The 17,402-nt window shown below is 34.0% G+C and carries 16 protein-coding genes, 1 tRNA gene and 1 pseudogene; 6 read left to right on the forward strand and 12 right to left on the reverse strand.

Annotated features, from left to right (window positions below; all coding sequences use genetic code 11):
- Positions 1 to 37: 37 nt before the first annotated feature.
- The 3 genes from G9Q29_RS04840 to fahA all read right to left on the reverse strand — a co-directional run bounded on the left by G9Q29_RS04840 (position 38) and on the right by fahA (position 3,738).
- On the reverse strand, positions 38 to 661 hold the full coding sequence (locus G9Q29_RS04840; protein ID WP_166133902.1) for a GNAT family N-acetyltransferase: 624 nt from the start codon (positions 659 to 661) through the stop codon (positions 38 to 40).
- 465 nt (positions 662 to 1,126) lie between these two features.
- Complete coding sequence (locus G9Q29_RS04845) at positions 1,127 to 2,311, reverse strand: hypothetical protein (protein ID WP_166133904.1); 1,185 nt, start codon at positions 2,309 to 2,311, stop codon at positions 1,127 to 1,129.
- A 143-nt stretch (positions 2,312 to 2,454) separates the two neighbouring features.
- The gene (fahA, locus tag G9Q29_RS04850) at positions 2,455 to 3,738 is read right to left on the reverse strand and encodes a fumarylacetoacetase (RefSeq protein ID WP_166133906.1); all 1,284 of its coding nucleotides are present in this window, start codon (positions 3,736 to 3,738) and stop codon (positions 2,455 to 2,457) included.
- Positions 3,739 to 3,846: 108 nt separating this feature from the next.
- Here fahA and glyA point away from each other — a divergent pair, with 108 nt between their 5' ends.
- Positions 3,847 to 5,121, forward strand: a complete 1,275-nt coding sequence (gene glyA, locus G9Q29_RS04855; protein WP_166133908.1) for a serine hydroxymethyltransferase — start codon at positions 3,847 to 3,849, stop codon at positions 5,119 to 5,121.
- A 135-nt stretch (positions 5,122 to 5,256) separates the two neighbouring features.
- Positions 5,257 to 5,850, forward strand: coding sequence for a tRNA-(ms[2]io[6]A)-hydroxylase (gene miaE / locus G9Q29_RS04860; RefSeq protein ID WP_166133910.1), 594 nt, complete (start codon positions 5,257 to 5,259; stop codon positions 5,848 to 5,850).
- 115 nt (positions 5,851 to 5,965) lie between these two features.
- Here the strand turns inward: miaE and G9Q29_RS04865 are convergent, their stop codons facing one another.
- Positions 5,966 to 6,535 (reverse strand): pentapeptide repeat-containing protein, encoded by a 570-nt coding sequence (locus G9Q29_RS04865; protein WP_166133912.1) that lies wholly within the window; start codon positions 6,533 to 6,535, stop codon positions 5,966 to 5,968.
- A gap of 216 nt (positions 6,536 to 6,751) precedes the next feature.
- Here G9Q29_RS04865 and G9Q29_RS04870 point away from each other — a divergent pair, with 216 nt between their 5' ends.
- On the forward strand, positions 6,752 to 7,795 hold the full coding sequence (locus G9Q29_RS04870) for an NAD(P)-dependent alcohol dehydrogenase (protein ID WP_166133914.1): 1,044 nt from the start codon (positions 6,752 to 6,754) through the stop codon (positions 7,793 to 7,795).
- Between the two features lie 78 nt (positions 7,796 to 7,873).
- On the opposite strand, the gene G9Q29_RS04875 is transcribed toward G9Q29_RS04870, so the two are convergent.
- From G9Q29_RS04875 to G9Q29_RS04900, 6 genes and pseudogenes are all read right to left on the reverse strand, one after another.
- Positions 7,874 to 10,027: a S9 family peptidase gene (locus G9Q29_RS04875; RefSeq protein ID WP_166133916.1), complete on the reverse strand. Its 2,154-nt coding sequence runs from the start codon at positions 10,025 to 10,027 to the stop codon at positions 7,874 to 7,876.
- Positions 10,028 to 10,288: 261 nt separating this feature from the next.
- A tRNA-Tyr gene (locus G9Q29_RS04880) sits at positions 10,289 to 10,369 on the reverse strand.
- 173 nt (positions 10,370 to 10,542) lie between these two features.
- Positions 10,543 to 10,929 (reverse strand): annotated as a pseudogene (locus G9Q29_RS14960) (TlpA family protein disulfide reductase); the annotation flags it as partial.
- Between the two features lie 18 nt (positions 10,930 to 10,947).
- On the reverse strand, positions 10,948 to 11,712 hold the full coding sequence (locus tag G9Q29_RS04890) for a DUF4369 domain-containing protein (protein WP_166133918.1): 765 nt from the start codon (positions 11,710 to 11,712) through the stop codon (positions 10,948 to 10,950).
- Between the two features lie 215 nt (positions 11,713 to 11,927).
- Positions 11,928 to 12,368 (reverse strand): KTSC domain-containing protein, encoded by a 441-nt coding sequence (locus G9Q29_RS04895; RefSeq protein ID WP_166133920.1) that lies wholly within the window; start codon positions 12,366 to 12,368, stop codon positions 11,928 to 11,930.
- Positions 12,369 to 12,504: 136 nt separating this feature from the next.
- Positions 12,505 to 12,750 (reverse strand): hypothetical protein, encoded by a 246-nt coding sequence (locus G9Q29_RS04900; RefSeq protein ID WP_166133922.1) that lies wholly within the window; start codon positions 12,748 to 12,750, stop codon positions 12,505 to 12,507.
- Between the two features lie 86 nt (positions 12,751 to 12,836).
- Here G9Q29_RS04900 and G9Q29_RS04905 point away from each other — a divergent pair, with 86 nt between their 5' ends.
- On the forward strand, positions 12,837 to 13,391 hold the full coding sequence (locus G9Q29_RS04905; RefSeq protein WP_166133924.1) for a hypothetical protein: 555 nt from the start codon (positions 12,837 to 12,839) through the stop codon (positions 13,389 to 13,391).
- Positions 13,392 to 13,419: 28 nt separating this feature from the next.
- Here G9Q29_RS04905 and G9Q29_RS04910 read toward each other — a convergent pair whose 3' ends face one another.
- A complete protein-coding gene (locus G9Q29_RS04910; RefSeq protein WP_205729831.1) occupies positions 13,420 to 13,821 on the reverse strand; it encodes a response regulator in 402 nt (133 codons plus the stop codon).
- Positions 13,818 to 16,664, reverse strand: coding sequence for a PAS domain S-box protein (locus G9Q29_RS04915; RefSeq protein WP_166133926.1), 2,847 nt, complete (start codon positions 16,662 to 16,664; stop codon positions 13,818 to 13,820). Before G9Q29_RS04915 ends, G9Q29_RS04910 begins: the two co-directional genes overlap by 4 nt.
- A 320-nt stretch (positions 16,665 to 16,984) precedes the next feature.
- Between G9Q29_RS04915 and G9Q29_RS04920 the strand changes: the two genes are divergently transcribed.
- Both G9Q29_RS04920 and G9Q29_RS04925 read left to right on the forward strand, forming a co-directional pair.
- Positions 16,985 to 17,134: a hypothetical protein gene (locus tag G9Q29_RS04920; RefSeq protein ID WP_166133928.1), complete on the forward strand. Its 150-nt coding sequence runs from the start codon at positions 16,985 to 16,987 to the stop codon at positions 17,132 to 17,134.
- Between the two features lie 18 nt (positions 17,135 to 17,152).
- Positions 17,153 to 17,395 (forward strand): hypothetical protein, encoded by a 243-nt coding sequence (locus G9Q29_RS04925; RefSeq protein WP_166133930.1) that lies wholly within the window; start codon positions 17,153 to 17,155, stop codon positions 17,393 to 17,395.
- The last annotated feature ends 7 nt before the right edge of the window (positions 17,396 to 17,402 follow it).

The following is a 17,402-nucleotide window of genomic DNA, read 5'->3' on the forward strand; positions in this document are numbered from 1 at the left end:
TTTAAAGTGTACTTTTAATTATTTAGGAGTGAACCTTTCAAAAAAGTTTTGGTAAAAAGAGCGCTTGCTTTATTTTCTTTAAACGGTTCCAAATCCGGACATTAAAATCGTGTTTTGGTGGAATCTTAGGTTTCTCAGCAGGATCGTATAACATACCTGTACAAAGACACATTTTGTATTCTTTGCTTTTTAAAATTTCAAAATTTGTACAGGTTTTACAGCCTGCCCAAAAAGTTGGATCATTGGTCAACTCTGAAAAAGGTACTGGTTTGTAACCTAAGTCCGAATTGATTTTCATCACTGCCAATCCCGTCGTAATACCAAATACTTTGGCGCCAGGATATTTTTGTTGAGAATACGTAAAAACAAAAGTTTTGATTTTTTTGGCTAAACCATGATTGCGATAATTTGGATGTACAATTAAACCAGAATGCGCTACAAATTGGCCGTGCTGCCAGCTTTCGATATAGCAAAATCCTGCAAAATTGCCATTTTCAAGAGCAATTACAGCATCTTTGGTTTCCATTTTTTTCTGGATGTACTCAGGAGTTCTTTTGGCAATACCAGTACCTCTCAGCAAGGCTGAAAGTTCGATGGTATCGCAAATTTCTTGCGCATATTTATAGTGTTCTTCCTGAGCGGTTACAATAGAAATATTCATTTCAAAAGCTGAATTTTAGAGTTAGAAAAGGAATAAAAAATTGGATTGGTATCAATGAAATAATACCTAAGAATAAGGGTTATTGTAAATAAATAAGTGTAGCTTATTGTATTTGAATAATTTGTGAATAAATTATGAGTTGTTATTGGATGCAAATATCCAATAGGTTTGAGCGATAAAATCAAAACGAGAAAAATGAAATATGAATACTAAACGAACAACGTGGAGACTATACAGATAGCGTCCGTACTTCGGGCGAAGTAGTTAGTGCTTTTGTCCGTGACAATGTAGTATGTAAACTTGTCTGATTCATTGCTGCAAAAGTACACTTATTTTTAAAAGTGAAACCTATTTTTAAAAAATCTAACAAATTTTTAATGGTTTGTTTGATTTTTGGTATAAAAAAAAACTCCTTGATATTTGTTTATCAAGGAGTTGTGTTATGAGAAGCTTTTGTTTTATATTTTAATTTCGAAAGCGATTTCTTGTAATAATGTCTTTTAATTTCGCTTTTAAGTCCTCGCCAGAATCATAAACCATCTGTTCGCTGCTTGGAAAAGGCACTGCTCTACGATCAAAATAGGAGAAATAGTTGTCGTCAGAAGCACGACGATCGCCTTTGTACGTAGCATAAATATTCTCGAAAACATACTCACTCGCCAATGGGAAAGATTGTAAAAGTTGGTTCGATCGTAAGTTGATATAATCAATTTTGGCTGTGACTTGACAAGCTTTGAATTGTTTGAACTCGTAAATGCGGGCATTAACAGTGACTAAATTGTCAATCATAACGGGTTTTCCTTTTTCGTCTAAGACTTCTTTCCCGTTTGCATCAATGAGTTTTTTAACGCCATCTTTAACAACTCGCTCTTTTACAAATTCTCGTTCTTTGATTTGTTCTGGTGAAATATTTATTTGTCTAAAATTGATCAACATGCCATAATCATAGGTTAAATTTCTAACTTTATTGCTATGATATACCGTCCATCTGTCGTTCAGTCCTAAGGTGCTGAAGTCTAATAAATCACTTTGCAAACGAACTGGAATGATCATATTTGTTTCGTTTTTGGTGTAAACATGCACATAGTCGGCGCCTTTTGCTAGGCATTCGTCCATTAAATCAACTGTATTTTTGTAGTTGGGATTGATTTTGTTCAAATACTGCAAATCATCGTAAGCTGCACGGTACTTCATTTTATCTGGCGTTCCCATTAGCTTTTTAGCATTTCCAAACAAATAAGCAGAAAGCGCATTTTTACTTTCAACTAATTTGTCATTGTAATTGTCCAAAGGAAATATTGCATTGCGTCCTTCTTTGAGCAGTTTCAATGGTAAAATGGGTTTAATTAACTCCTGACGTTGGTTCAATTGCAGGTAAATGTTGTAAATTTTTTCTAACTGCGCAGGATTAGCCTCTTTTACTAGCAAATTAATGGTGTTTAAATCGCGTTCTTTTGCTTTGGCAAAAGCCTCCTCAAGCATATAAACGTAATCTTGTTTGCCTTTTTTGTCTTTATTGCTGCGTAAGTTCGATACGGCATTTTCGATAGCTTGATCATAATTGCCTGAACTCAATGCGTTTTGTGTTTGTTTGACCCCGCAAGCCGTTGCAAGAGCGATAAAAGCGATTAGGAGCGTAATTTTTTTCATAAGCGGATGATTGAGTTCGTAATTGATTACTATTTTGATTGATGTTTAGTTGTTTCTATTTTAAAAAATTCAAATATAATGCCAAAAAAAACCTAACAAAAATAAGTTAATTGTTAGGTTTGATTTTTTAGTTTGATTATTTTTTATTGACGTACAAAAGGCGGTAACAATTTACTTGAAACTTCACCAAAACCAATGCGAACTTGTCCGTTTTGACAGAAACCTTTCATGATAACAGTATCGTTATCGTTAATGAATTTACGTTCAGTTCCGTCGCTCATTTTTAATGGGTTTTTACCTCCCCAAGTAAGTTCTAGCATCGATCCAAAACTGTCTGGAGTTGGTCCTGAAATGGTTCCAGATCCCATCATGTCACCTGAATTTACACGGCAACCGTTGCTAGTATGATGAGCCAATTGCTGGCACATACTCCAATATAAGTATTTAAAATTAGAGCGAGATACTACCGTTGCTTCAGCGTTTTCTGGTTGTATTGCTACTTCTAAATTAATATCAAAAGAGTGCTTTCCTTTTTGCTGTAAGTACGGCAAAGGTGTTGGTTCTTGTTTTGGACCTTTTGTTCTAAAAGGCTCTAGAGCATCCATAGTTACAATCCACGGTGAAATAGAAGATGCAAAATTCTTCGCTAAAAACGGTCCAAGTGGCACGTATTCCCATTTTTGAATGTCACGCGCGCTCCAGTCATTTAGTAAAACCATTCCAAAAATATAATCTTCGGTCTCGGTAACTGGAATATTTTCGCCCATGATGTTAACATCAGTGGTGATAAAAGCGGTTTCTAATTCAAAATCAACAGAGCGTGAAGAACCAAATACCGGACTAGTTTCTCCGTTTGGTAAAGTTTGGCCCATTGGTCGGTGTACCGGAATTCCAGATGGTACGATTGAAGAACTTCTTCCGTGATAACCTACAGGAATGTGTAACCAGTTTGGAAGTAAGGCGTTGTCTGGATCGCGGAACATCTTTCCTACATTGGTAGCGTGCTCTTTACTAGAATAAAAATCAGTGTAATCACCAATAAGAACTGGTAATTGCATTTCGACATCTTTGATATCAAAAATAACAATGTCTCGATCTGTCTGATTGTTTTGTAATTTCGGATTGTTAACATCAAAAATGTCTGCAATTCGGTTACGCACCAAACGCCAAGTTTTTTTACCGTCCGAAATAAAATCGTTTAAGGTATCTTGCATGAACATATCATCGGTCAATTCTATACCTTCAAAATAGTTCAATTGTTGTAATGCACCTAAATCAATGGCGTAATCGCCAATTCTAGTTCCTACTGTTACGATGTTTTCTTTGGTAAGGAAAACTCCGAAAGGTATATTTTGAATAGGGAAATCGCTGTTTGAAGGTACTTCAAGCCATGATTTTCTATTCGTATCGTTAGCTGTTATTGGCATATTTTGTTAATTGTTTTGTTAAAAAATTACTCATCAAATATATTATAATCTAAGTACTAAGCAAACGTTTTTTTGTATTTTTGCATCAAATTAACGAAAATCAAAAAAATGCAACGCGACGAACAAATTTTTGACCTTATTCTTGAAGAACAAGAAAGACAAATTCACGGATTAGAACTTATTGCATCAGAAAACTTTGTAAGTGACGAAGTGCTTGAAGCAGCAGGATCTGTATTAACCAACAAATATGCTGAAGGATACCCAGGAAAAAGATACTACGGAGGTTGCGAAGTAGTAGATGTGGTAGAACAAATTGCAATTGATAGAGCTAAAGAATTGTTTGGTGCTGCTTACGCAAATGTGCAGCCACACTCTGGTTCTCAAGCCAATACTGCTGTTTTTCATGCTTGTTTGAAACCAGGGGACAAGATATTAGGTTTTGATTTGTCGCACGGTGGGCATTTAACGCACGGATCGCCTGTTAATTTTTCAGGACGTTTGTATTCTCCTTCTTTTTACGGAGTTGATCCAGAAACAGGACGTTTAGATTATGATAAAATACAAGAAATAGCTACTAAAGAGCAACCAAAATTAATCATTGCAGGAGCTTCGGCTTACTCACGTGATATGGATTTTGCTCGTTTTAGAGAAATTGCTGATAGCGTTGGTGCTATTTTGTTAGCAGATATTTCGCATCCAGCGGGACTTATTGCAAAAGGATTATTGAGCGATCCAATTCCGCATTGTCATATTGTAACTACAACTACGCACAAGACTTTACGTGGTCCACGTGGTGGTTTGATCTTGATGGGGAAAGATTTTGAAAATCCTTTTGGTTTAACAACTCCAAAAGGAGAAATCAGAATGATGTCTTCATTACTTGACTTAGCTGTTTTTCCTGGAAATCAAGGTGGTCCTTTAATGCATATTATTGCTGCAAAAGCAGTAGCATTTGGTGAAGCTTTGCAAGATGAGTTTTTTACTTATGCCTTACAATTGCAAAAAAATGCGACTGCTATGGCAGAAGCTTTTGTAAAAAGAGGATATAAAATTATTTCAGGCGGAACCGATAACCACATGATGTTGATCGATTTACGAAACAAAAATATCTCTGGTAAAGAAGCTGAAAACGCATTGGTTAAAGCTGAAATTACAGTAAATAAAAACATGGTTCCTTTTGATGATAAATCACCATTTGTAACTTCTGGAATTCGTGTAGGTACAGCTGCAATTACCACTCGTGGTTTGGTTGAGGCGGATATGGAAACTATTGTTGATTTAATCGACAGAGTTTTAGTTGATCACACCAACGAAGATATTATCGAACAGGTAGCAAATGAAGTAAACGAAATGATGAGCGAGAGAGCTATTTTCGTTTATTAAATTTTTGTTTAAAGTTTCAGGTTAAAAGTTTAAAGTTTTGTGTTTACGGAATGGTATCGCAAAATTTTAAACTTTTTCAGTTCTAGGTAAAACTTGAAACTTGAAACTAATTTTAAAACTTGAAACCAATTTAAAATGGGAGTATTACGATTGCAATTGCCTACTGACCCGAGATGGGTGAATATTGTAGAAAAAAACATAGAGGAAATCTTAACAGATCATGCTTGGTGCGAACAAAAAGCGGCCACCAATGCCATTACGATCATTACCAACAACTCAGAGCATCAAGATTTGGTGAAAGACTTATTGGCTTTAGCCAAAGAGGAGTTAGATCATTTTGAACAAGTGCATAACATTATCATTAAAAGAGGTTTAACACTTGGTCGCGAGCGCAAAGACGATTATGTGAATGAACTTTATATGTACATGAAAAAAAGTATCGATGGTAGTCGCGTTTCCGGTTTGGTAGAACGTTTACTTTTTTCGGCAATGATTGAAGCTAGAAGTTGCGAACGTTTCAAAGTACTTTCTGAAAATATTCAAGATGAAGAGTTGGCTTTATTTTATAGAGAATTAATGGAAAGCGAAGCAGGTCATTACACCACTTTTATTACTTATGCACGCAAGTATGGAGTAGGAATTGATGTTGAAAAGAGATGGAGAGAGTGGTTGGCTTTTGAAGAATCAGTAATTGCTAATTACGGTACGGGTCAAACTATCCACGGATAATAAGTCTTTTGAATGCTTTCTTAATAAACATCATTTTTACAGATTATAATTTTTAAGAATCAAATAGGGTCAGTTTAGCAGTGTTACTGCAATGCAACTGATTTTATTTGGTTTTTTATTGCACGATAATATCATGATGTTGTAGCAATCCTTTTACGTTAGAGTTGCTAAAAACTGCTTTGGTGACTTTAGTTTTTTGAGGATTGATAGCAAAATTAAAACTACTTGCTAAGTTCGCCTTACCAAGATTGGCTTGCGCGAACTCAGCGCGGTATAAGTCACATTTTTCAAAAATAGCAGCGGTCAAGTTTGCTTTCATAAAATCGACAGCAACACAACTGCAATTGGTAAATACGGTTTCCTTTAAATTCAAATCGTAAAATTGAGAAAAATCTAAAATACAATTTTTGAAGGTGATTTCAAAAATCAGCCGATCGCACATGGCAAAATTAACTTCTACAATTTTACAAGACTCAAAAGTTACTGTTCGCAGTGCGACATGATTGATTTTTGCCTTGTTAAAAGTACAATTAGTAAAAGTGCAGTCAATGAAAGTAACATCGATAAAACTACAAGCAGAAAAAATACAATTCGTAAAAGTGCACGATTCGAACTCTTGAAAGTTCAATGCTGTTTCACTAAATATTGTGTCTAGAAAAATTTGTTCTACCTTGTATTGAGCCATGTGGAAGTATTACTTATTTATATTTTACTGGCTAAAATTACTCAAAAAAACCTTATCAATTTAAAATAGGAGTAAGGTTCTCGCCTTTGTTTCTAAATTCTTGATTGGCAGTTGTTCGAATTTTTTACATGATGAACGATTCTTAAAAAACGTTAAAAAACAGTTTTTACTGCTGCTTTATGTGTAAATTTAAAACTTAATTAAAAATGAAAAAATATGATACCATCAAAAGGTTACGCAGCTCAAAGTGCTACTTCAGATTTAGCTCCTTGGAATTTTGAAAGAAGAACATTAGGGCCGCATGATGTACAATTTGATATTCAGTTTTGTGGAGTGTGTCACAGTGATTTACATCAAATAAAAGACGATTGGGGAGGTTCAATTTACCCAATGGTTCCTGGTCACGAAATAGTAGGTAAGGTGGTACAAGTAGGAAGTCATGTTACCAAGTTTAAAGTAGGAGATATTGCTGGTACGGGATGTTTGGTTGATTCTTGCAGAAGTTGCGACAATTGTAAAGAAGGTTTAGAGCAATATTGTTTAAAAGGACGCACAGATACTTACAATGCTTTGGGTCAAGATGGAGTGACGCCTACTTACGGAGGTTACTCGGATTCTATTGTAGTGCATGAAGATTTTGTATTGCATATTTCGGATAAACTTGACTTAGCGGCTGTTGCACCATTATTGTGTGCTGGAATTACAACCTATTCTCCATTGCGTCACTGGAAAGTAGGGAAGGGGCATAAATTAGCTGTTTTAGGTTTAGGCGGATTAGGACATATGGCTGTTAAATTTGGAGTTTCTTTTGGTGCCGAAGTTACGGTGCTGAGTACTTCTGCAAGTAAAGAGGCAGATGCTAAAAAATTAGGAGCTCACAATTTTGTGGTTACATCAGATGAAGCGCAATTAACGAGTGTGGCCGGGACTTTTGACTTTATTTTAGATACGGTTTCTGCGCCACATGATCTAAATTTGTATTTGTCATTGTTACGCGTAAACGGAGTTCATATTTGTGTTGGAGTGCCACCTACGCCTTATCAAGTGCATGCTTTTAGTTTGATTGGTGGCCGACGTAGTTTAGCCGGATCGTTAATTGGAGGATTGCCAGAAACACAAGAAATGTTAGATTACTGCGCAGAACACGGTATTGTCTCAGAAATTGAAATGATCGATATCAAAAACATTCACGAGGCCTACCACCGTATGGAAAAAGGGGATGTTCGTTATCGTTTTGTAATCGATATGGCTACTTTGTAAAAAAAAGAGCTGCATTCAAATAAAAAATCGCTACCAGCAAATTGTTGGTAGCGATTTTTTTCATTTTAGGAGATTTTATTACTTGGTCAAAAAACGCTGAAAAAACTCGTAAGTTCTCAACATTTGATCCATACGTTGTCTGTTGTCGCCATTTCGAGTAATTTCGTGTGTAGCTCCAGGATGAACCACAAATTCTACCGGACGATCTAAAACTTTTAAACTTCTAAACATCATTTCGGCTTGTACAAATCCTGTTCTACGATCGTTTGCTCCGTGAAAAATGATAAATGGCGTTGTTATGTTTTGCACGTAATTAATTGGTGATTCACGAGCTAGTATTTCTTTAACTTTTGGTTCCCAAGGATATCCTCCAAAATAATTTGGTACCAATCTCCATGCATTTCCTTCTCCAAAAAATGTATTCAAATCGTACACACCTCTTTGAGCACAAGCCGCTTTAAATCGGTTGTCATGACTAATAATCCATGCGGTTAAATATCCTGCGTAAGAACCACCCGTGATGAATAAATTAGATTGATCTGCCCAACCCTCGGCAACTGTTTTGTCGAGAGCGGTTAAAACATCACTTGCGGGTCCTTTGCCCCAATCATTAACATTAGCTCTTAAAAAATCAAGACCGTAACCTCCAGATCCACGCGGATTGCTGTATACTACGCCATATCCTTTGCTACAAAAATATTGGTATTCATGCCACATACTTTCCTCACCCGGTCCCCACATAGCAGATGGTCCGCCATGAATTTCTAGTAACAAAGGCGCTTTTTCACCACTTGTGGTTTGAGTTGGTTTCATTACCCAATATTCAACGGTTAGTCCTAACTCGTTTACAAAACTTTTCTTTTCCGGATAAGATAGTTTTTTGGCTAAAACCCAATTGTTGAAGGTGCTTACTTTGTTTTCTTTCTTGAAATTGGAGTCAGCTGTATACAACTCTGATGGATTGCTTACTTGAGTCTTGCTGTAAAGAAAACCATCTGCAACTAAATCAAAACTAGAGATTCCTTGATCTGCTGCTGATAAAGCCTCAATTTTTTTAGATGATAGCGCAATTCGGTGTAAAACATTCCCACCGTTCATTTGCGATGTAAAATAAAGGAATTTGTCGTCTTTGCTCCATTTTAGATTAGAGATGTTGCGGTCAAACGGAATCGTCTGAATTGATTCTGGCCCGCCGTTCAATGGCATAATTGATAAAGTTGGTATGCTTACGAATGAAGTTGCTCCTGATAAAAATGCAATCCATTTTCCAGAAGTACTAACAGACGCATTGCTGTAGCGTTTACCGTTCTCGCCTAAAATCATTTTGAAATTACTACCGTCTGTGGCTACCGTGAATATTTCACTTTCTTGGGAACGGTCAGGGTTTTCGATATTGTCTACATCGCCAGACAAAAGGATTTGAGTTCCACTTGTAATATAATCTGCTGATGAAAAGCTATAGAATCCGGTGGTAATGGCTTTTGGTGTGCTGTTGATTTTTGCATCGGTCTCAAAAAAGTGATTAAAGTTAATTTCAGACGATAAATTACTTTCGCTTTGAAAGTTTAACTTGTTTAAAACAATGGCTTTTTTATCGGTAGCATTTTGGTTCAAATAGGCTCTTACTTCTGCCAATGAACCGTTCGGATTGGCTTTGATTTTAGTATTGGCTAAATAATCATTTGATGTAAAACCAGGCTTTTCTGTATTCCAACTTGGAACTGTTTTCTTAGGATTTAAAATGGAGTCTTTCAAAAGTTCCTGAAGCGAAATGCTAGCTGAAAACAGTATTTTGTTACCATCAGGCGACCATTTTGGGTTATTGGCTCCATATTTAAAATTAGTAAGCTGAGTCGCCTCACCGCCATCCATATCAAGGACAAAAATTTGAGTTTTATCTTTTACAAACCTCGTAAAAGCTAGCTTTTTACCATCAGGACTCCATGCTGGTCTAGATGCGCCATTTTTATCCGATGTAAGTTGCTTTAAAGTATTTTTAGCATCTTTTGTCCAAGTGTAAATTTGAGTGCGATAAGTGTAGTCTAACGAACTGTTTTCGTCGTTTTCAATGGAAGTTACTGTAAAGGCCGCTTTTTTTCCATCTGGAGAACTAGTGATACTGTTTACGTTTTTTATTTTTAAGAGATCGGTTAGTTCAATTCGATCACTGTCATTTTGCGCGCTTGCAAAATGAATGGGAATGAACAGTAAAAGGATTAGAATTTTTTTCATAGTTTTTTTGTTTGTTAATCGGCTTGTCGAAGCTGCTTTTAAAAGACCTAAGTTAATTATTCTTTGTCAGGATTCAAAATTCTAATTGGAATGTAATTGGACTTTAAACTATGTTGCTTGTATTCTTATGGAAATGTCTAAAATCTTATTAAGTCATAAAATGGAGTGTTGTGCTATCGTTTTGAATAAACAATAATTTTTAAATAGGTAATGTAAATTTTGGTAATAAAAAAAGCGCTTCAGAAATCTGAAACGCTTTAGTGGGGAGAGCAGGATTCGAACCTGCGAAGTTTTCACAGCAGATTTACAGTCTGCCCTCGTTGGCCGCTTGAGTATCTCCCCAAGACTTAAACAAGTGTACTTGTTTTGCTAACCGGGTGCAAATATAGGAACTGTTTTGATGTTTCCAAACAAAAAATGAACTTAATTTTGTACTTTTTTTTAATGTATTGGTAGTGAATAAAATAAAAAAATCTCCAAGAAGGAGATTTTTTTAAATGTTGCTTTTTCAAGCGTTATTTCTTTAATAATTCGATAACTTTTGCACGTAGTGCATCGCCTCGAAGATCTTTAGCAACTACTTTACCAGAGGCATCTAGTATAAAAGTAGCTGGTATCGATTGTACCTTGTACTGTGCAGCTATTGGCTCATCCCAAAATTTTAAGTTGGAAACGTGTGTCCAAGTTAAATTGTCTTTTGCAATTGCTTCTTTCCATGCTTTAGCATCTTTGTCTAAAGAAACACCAACAATATTTAATCCTTTACTATGGAGTTCTTTGTAAAGTGCAACTACATTAGGATTCTCTCTTCGGCATGGTCCGCACCATGACGCCCAAAAATCAACTATAGTGACTTTTCCTAAACTTTCTTTTAAGGAAATTACTTTCCCTTCGGGATTAGGTGCTGAAAAATCTGCTCTTCAGTTACCGGCTGGTGCAGCTGGAGCAGGAGTTGCACCAACAGCAGCAGGAGCTTTCATTTCCGCTAATTTAGTTTTGATTGCTAAACCTGGTTTTGTTTTTTTCAAAGATTCGTCTAAGCCATTGTACATTTTTTCAGCTTTAGCGATATCCATACTAGGATCATTCAACATACCTTGCACGATTAGAGCAGAGATGAATGATTTTGGGTGTGATTCAGCATAAGTGTTGTATTTTGCTTTAGATTTAGTAGTAACATCTTCTTGAATCTTTGCAAATTCTCCCATCAATTGGTTAATGACAGTTTGGTCATTTTTTTGCTGAGCTGCCTGCATTGCTGCCATGTTTTTAGTTTGGAAATCCATAAGTGGTTTTTGCACTTTTGTAATTTCTTCGTTAAAAGTCATGTATTCGTCGTTATTATATGTTCCTGACACTTTTGATTTTTGGATGCTGTCCTTGTTAATCTCAATTACAACTTCAGCATTTTCAAGGATAAAAGGAATTTTTGCTTGCGCACCTTCTAATTGAAGTGTATAAAAAGCAGGCTCAGTAATGTTTCCTTTCATTTCAAACTTACCGTTTTCAACTTTTACAGTATCTTTTGCCAACATCATTCCAGTAACATCTTGAGTTTCTAAAATGATTGTTTTTCCGTTGTCAATTCCTTTTGCAGTTCCTGTAATTAAGTACTCATCTTTTCCTACTTTACTACATGAAATAAAAACAAGGGCTGCTGAAAGTAATAAAATTATTTTTTTCATTATTAATTAGTTAATTGAGTTAAGGTTGCAAAAGTATTTAAAAATTGTAAAATAAAAATAATTTTTCAACCTAATTTTTTGTTATAATTCACTATTTATTCTGTATCTAAAAGTCAAATTATCAAATTGTATACTGTTGATTTCACAATTTAATGGTCAAAAAAAAAGCATTCTTATTTGGAACAAGAATGCTTTTTTATATTTAGAAATTGACCTTAATCTTGGTTTGTTGTTTTTCTCCAAGTGTAAGCATTTAAAATATGTCTTTTAGCAAAACGACCTGGTGAGTCAGCATTTACCATTTTTACATAAGTTGCTTTTGGTACGCTAATGTATTCGTAAGCACTACCATTTGAAAAATTGATGATTAATCTACCGTCAACAAATTTATAATCTGTAATGGTTGATGTAGAAATTGTTTCAGTGTATTCAGGTAAATTTGCTTTGATAGTTTCTGGGTTGATACTAACAAGGAAATGGTATGCCTCAATAATTTTTTTACTGTTTTCTTCTGCTGCTTTCAATCCAGCCTCGTCACCTTGAAATTTATCAGGATGAGCTTCTTTCATCGCATTGCGATAAATGGTTTTTAAATCTTTCAGCTCTGCAGTTTTGTCTACATTAAGCAATTTGCGGTATTCAACTATTTTTTTCATAAATATGTAACTACTTGTCTTTTAAGATGAAATGAATAGATCTTGATTTCAAAATTGACAATTTTTTGCAAAGGTACACTTTTTTTTATTTTTCACGTTTGTCACCTAAAAAATTAGTGTAAAAGTTTAGTTTTCTTTACTGTTGTGGTTTATGATTTGCTTTGTCAAAGTTTTTTGATTTTTTCGGATACTGTGCATGACTAATATCACTTGGGTTTTCAATTACAGATTTAATTGTGATCAAATCTCCTAATGTGTGTTTTAAAGCCATTTTATAATCAAGGAGATAAATGCCGCAAAAAAAATTGTTTTTGTCGTCTTTCTCCATAATTCCTGTATAAATTCCTTTTTGTAATATCTTATCGTCTTGAGATTTTGTCATTTTTGCGTTATTTATTTTCTGGTTACAAAGTTATGCAAATATCCTTAGCTCTGTTTTATTTTATAAGTTGTATGTACCTTTGCGTCATGAATTCTAATTTTAAACCACGTCCCGGATCTTTTAAAAATACTTTTTGTGTGTTTACAGAAGTAGAATTAACTGCTATTGAACATTTAAAAATACAGTACGAAAGTAAAGCAGGTAGTACTTATTATTACACCAAAGTAGGAATGTACCGTTTGTCAAATCATTGGGGACGCCTAGCGAATAGTAAGTGGCGCTTGGAGCCTATGAAACCTGAAACGCAAGGAAAAAGAAAACTTGGTTTTGCTAAATGGGATTCCTTCTATCCTGATAACGCAACTGATCGATTATACTATTTAGAAGCTGATTTTGAAAATAAGACAGTTCAATATCAACATGTAAATAACCCTTTGTATGATAAAAAAGCAGTACTAAGGACTAGTTTTGATACAAGAAAACGTATCAAACAAATTCGGAATTTACTCGAATTAGAATCTTGGGCAAAATACTTTGATGAGGAAGACATCGATATATTACGAAGAAAGATAATTACAAGGTTAATTGAAACTGATAAAGCTTTAGATGAAATAAAAAACGAAGTTATGTTAGGTAACTAAACTTCGTTTCGATCTCGACAGATTGGTATTATTCGTCTTTGGAAGCAATTAATATTAGGTCATTAACTGATATTGGTTTTGAAATGTAACCCAAAATATCATTGTATTTTTTCGATTTGCTTTTGTCCTCTACCGCAATAGATGAACTCACAATGTAAACTGAGAATTCTTTTTGAATTTGCGGCTTTAAAGTCGATAATTCTTCCATAAATTCCCAACCGTCCATTACAGGCATGTTGATATCTAGCAATATAATGTCAGGAATTGTATTTTTGTTTTCTAAAACTTGATACACAATATCCATAGCTTCTCTACCATTTTTAAAAGTACTTATCTCCGAAAACATAGCAGATCGCTGTACTATCTTGTTGGCGATAATTTGATAAATTGGGTCGTCATCTACAATCCATATTGATTTTTTTGTGATCATTGTATATCAATTTTAAATGTTGTACCAATATTAGGTTCACTTTCTACTGTAATGTTTCCACCCATTGCATCAATTTGGTTTTTTGTTATAAATAAACCAATTCCTCTAGCATCGGCGTGTGATGTAAAGGTTTTGTACATTCCGAATATTTTGTCTGCGTTCTTCACTAAGTCAATCCCGATTCCATTATCTGTAATTTGAATTATCTTCTTTTTATTTTCTTCATATAGGCTAACTGTAATCAAAGGTTGACGTGAATTATCTCGGTATCGAATGGAATTGGAAATAATGTTAAATAAAATGCTTTCTAAATATGCCGGATTGTATTTGATTAAAATGTTATCAGGAATTTGATTCTGCAAGATAACGTTTTGAGTTGAGATTTCGTCAGCTAATACAGCAGCAGCTCGACTAACATAATCCCTCAAATTTAAAGTTTCGGATATCAATCCGAGGTTATTTCGAATATTAATTACCTCATTTAAATGCAACATGGTTTCGTTTAATGATGCACTTGCAGATTTTAGAAGTTCCATCATTTCTTGGCGTTCTTCTTCAGATTCAGACGATTCTATCAAAGCTACAACAGAGGCAATATTGCTGGTATGTGATCGTAAATTATGTGAAACTATATAAGAAAAGTTAAGTAAACGCTTGTTTTGCTCGCTAACGATAGTAAATGAAATATTCAATTCATCTTGTGCTTGCTTTGCTTTGGTGATATCGATCATAATGCCGCGTAAACTGGCCGCTTTTCCGTTTTCATAAATAATATTTACTATATCTCGCAACCAAACAATCGAGCCATCTTTGGCTATCATGCGGTATTCAAAGTCATGGTCTTCACTACTTACAGTTTTTGTTTTGCAATATTCTTGTACCCAAGCTGTATCTTCTTGATAAATATGGTCACTCCAAAAATTAGGATTGGCCAACCACTCTTCGGGCGTATATCCTAAAATATGTTCTACTTTTTGACTAATAAAATTAAATGAAAAAGTGTCAGCGTCACATTCCCATACAATTCCATCAATAGTATTGATTAAGGACTCCACTTTTTGTTTGGTTTCCAAAATAATTTTCTCAGAAGTAAGTCGTTCAGTAATATCTTCACTAGACACAATTACTCGTTCAAAACTTCTTTTATTTCCTTTAATAACATTCCATCTTAAATTGATATCTCTATATTCACCCTCCGCATTTTTCATTTGAGTATCAATAGAAAACTGTTTTTTTCCTTGTGATATGCCTATTAAACTTTCTATAAAATGTTGATTAGAATGCATGTTATGTAAAACTGCTTGGTGCTGTATTAACTCTTCTTTCGTTTTAACTTTGTATAATTTAAGGCAGGCTTTGTTAACGTTTATCACTTTTATTAATGAATAGCAACTGTTTACCACATCTTGGTTTTTTGTGAAAAATTCAGCTAAAAGTGTTTTGTTTTTTTTGTAAAGATTATTTTCTTTCAAATAGTTTTTAATTGCAGAAAAGTCTTCTTCACGCAGTGGCAAAGGAGAATCATCAAAAAGACTTTTAAAGCGAGTTTCATTCTTTTTTATTAAAAATTCAGCTTCTTTTTTTTGTGAAATATCTTCTACAATTGAAATAACAGAGCTTAATTTTTTATCATTTTTTAGTAAAGGTGAAACGGTCAAATGTACCCAAACAATTGTTCCGCTTTTGGTAAAATATCTTTTTTCTACAGCATATTCTTTTATTTTACCATCCATCAATTGTCCTAACATTTGTAAATCTAATGCTAAATCCTCTGGATGCGTAATATTCTGAAAGTTTTTCTCTTTCATTTCTTGCTGCGAGTAGCCTAAAATAGAACAAAATTGGTTGTTTATTTCTATAAAATCTCCCGTATTAGCATCTACATGAGCAATCCCAAGCGCTGCTTGATCAAAAATAGATTGAAATTTGATTTCAGAGTCTAATAATTTGGTAGCTTGTATAGTAACCAATGATTGTAATTCTCTAGGTAAATTTAGTAGGCGATATACTAAAAAACCTAATAGTGCTGCTATGATAATACCTATTACTCCTGGAATTACAATTTGGGAATATAAATAATTTTGATTTTTAGATATCAAGTATAATTTCCAATCCCCGTCTGAAATTCTGTTAGATATATTGTAGTGCTGCGAAAAGTCATAATTTGCGTTTGGCAAATAGAAAACTTCTTTTTGAAGAGTGGTATCAAACTTTGAAAATTGAAAATAATATTTTGAATTATCAATGTTTTTAATCCCTGAAACATCCAAAAAGGTATCTAATTTTATAACAACAGCAGAAAATCCCCAGAATTTATTTTTGTAAAAAATAGGAAATCGACCAACAATTCCTAGGCCTCCCTGACGCAGTTTTAAAGGCCCTGCAAAATAAATTTTACGCTTTGCTATAGACTGCTGGGCTTCATTTTTTAGATAAGGGTCGGTTAAAATGTTTAAATTAACTGCTGCCTTGTTTTTTTCCAAAGGATAAATGTATTTGATTACACCGTTTGGTACTAATTGTACAGCAAATATGGATTTGTTAGATTCAATTAATCGCTTGCTTACATATTCGAAGTCTTTTGGGATTCCCTGATCGTTTATCGATAGCGCTAATGTGAGGGTAGTAGTGGTATAATTTTTAAGCGATTGTTCAATGTTTTGATGTACAACCTGAAGAATATTATTCATTTCTCTTCGGTCGTGTTCCTTTAGTAATTGGTATTGCTGGTGCACAATGAACCCTGCTACGACGCTCAAAAACAAGAATGTTAGGAAACTGGTGCTAACAGGTCTTTCTAAAAACCAAGAAATGAGCTTATTGTGTTTTTTGTCAAAGTTCATGCATCAAAAGATATGTTAACAAAGCTTTAGCATTCAGCAAATAAATATAAGAAAAATATTTATTATTATGTGCAAGATAGAAAATTAAATTTTCTGACAACTGTTTTGTAGGAATAAAATAAGAAATTTATAATATTTTAGTTTTTGATTAATGTAAAAGTATACTTTTTCTTAATGGTAGTAATTTAAATAGTTAACAATCAATTTATTAAGTTATTAATTGAATAAATCAAGATGAAACAATGTTAAAAAAATAATTCTGTTTGAACAATAAAGACGAACTTTGCCAAGCAAAACAAAAAATATATAAATAAAATACTGTGGGAAGAAATAACGAACGCAACATCAAAAAACACAATGATAAATTGCACAAAGCGCAGGATAAAGTAAAGCAAGCGGTAATTGCAAGAAAAGAGAAATTGAAGCAAATTACCAAAAAATTTAACGAGGATAAAAACAATCAAGAATAAGTTAAACAGTAAGCATACATGGAAAACCCTAAATTTGAAGAAATAAAAAAGAGTGTGCAGCATATTATTGATTGCATTGCTGCAAAGAATGCACAAGAAGCTTTACTAACTTTGGCAGATGTAAGTGATGAACTAGATGAATTACTCGATTATTCTGATGAAGATGATGATTTAATTGAAATAAGTAAATACCAAGTTTTATTAAATCAGTTGCAGCAAAAAATTGTTGGTTTAAATGATTCGAGTTCAATGATAAATTAGAATACGA

Source organism: Flavobacterium turcicum (assembly GCF_011365745.1).
In the GTDB taxonomy this organism is placed as follows: Bacteria; Bacteroidota; Bacteroidia; order Flavobacteriales; family Flavobacteriaceae; genus Flavobacterium; species Flavobacterium turcicum.

What these genes read in the sequence shown, in the direction of transcription:
- G9Q29_RS04865 (WP_166133912.1), bottom strand. Translation starts at nt 6,535, where the DNA reads ATGGCTCAATACAAGGTAGAACAAATTTTTCTAGACACAATATTTAGT.
- G9Q29_RS04895 (WP_166133920.1), bottom strand. Translation starts at nt 12,368, where the DNA reads ATGAAAAAAATAGTTGAATACCGCAAATTGCTTAATGTAGACAAAACT.
- G9Q29_RS04840 (WP_166133902.1), bottom strand. Translation starts at nt 661, where the DNA reads ATGAATATTTCTATTGTAACCGCTCAGGAAGAACACTATAAATATGCG.
- G9Q29_RS04900 (WP_166133922.1), bottom strand. Translation starts at nt 12,750, where the DNA reads ATGACAAAATCTCAAGACGATAAGATATTACAAAAAGGAATTTATACA.
- glyA (WP_166133908.1), top strand. Translation starts at nt 3,847, where the DNA reads ATGCAACGCGACGAACAAATTTTTGACCTTATTCTTGAAGAACAAGAA.
- miaE (WP_166133910.1), top strand. Translation starts at nt 5,257, where the DNA reads ATGGGAGTATTACGATTGCAATTGCCTACTGACCCGAGATGGGTGAAT.
- fahA (WP_166133906.1), bottom strand. Translation starts at nt 3,738, where the DNA reads ATGCCAATAACAGCTAACGATACGAATAGAAAATCATGGCTTGAAGTA.
- G9Q29_RS04925 (WP_166133930.1), top strand. Translation starts at nt 17,153, where the DNA reads ATGGAAAACCCTAAATTTGAAGAAATAAAAAAGAGTGTGCAGCATATT.
- G9Q29_RS04870 (WP_166133914.1), top strand. Translation starts at nt 6,752, where the DNA reads ATGATACCATCAAAAGGTTACGCAGCTCAAAGTGCTACTTCAGATTTA.
- G9Q29_RS04875 (WP_166133916.1), bottom strand. Translation starts at nt 10,027, where the DNA reads ATGAAAAAAATTCTAATCCTTTTACTGTTCATTCCCATTCATTTTGCA.
- G9Q29_RS04915 (WP_166133926.1), bottom strand. Translation starts at nt 16,664, where the DNA reads ATGAACTTTGACAAAAAACACAATAAGCTCATTTCTTGGTTTTTAGAA.
- G9Q29_RS04910 (WP_205729831.1), bottom strand. Translation starts at nt 13,821, where the DNA reads ATGATCACAAAAAAATCAATATGGATTGTAGATGACGACCCAATTTAT.
- G9Q29_RS04905 (WP_166133924.1), top strand. Translation starts at nt 12,837, where the DNA reads ATGAATTCTAATTTTAAACCACGTCCCGGATCTTTTAAAAATACTTTT.
- G9Q29_RS04890 (WP_166133918.1), bottom strand. Translation starts at nt 11,712, where the DNA reads ATGAAAAAAATAATTTTATTACTTTCAGCAGCCCTTGTTTTTATTTCA.
- G9Q29_RS04845 (WP_166133904.1), bottom strand. Translation starts at nt 2,311, where the DNA reads ATGAAAAAAATTACGCTCCTAATCGCTTTTATCGCTCTTGCAACGGCT.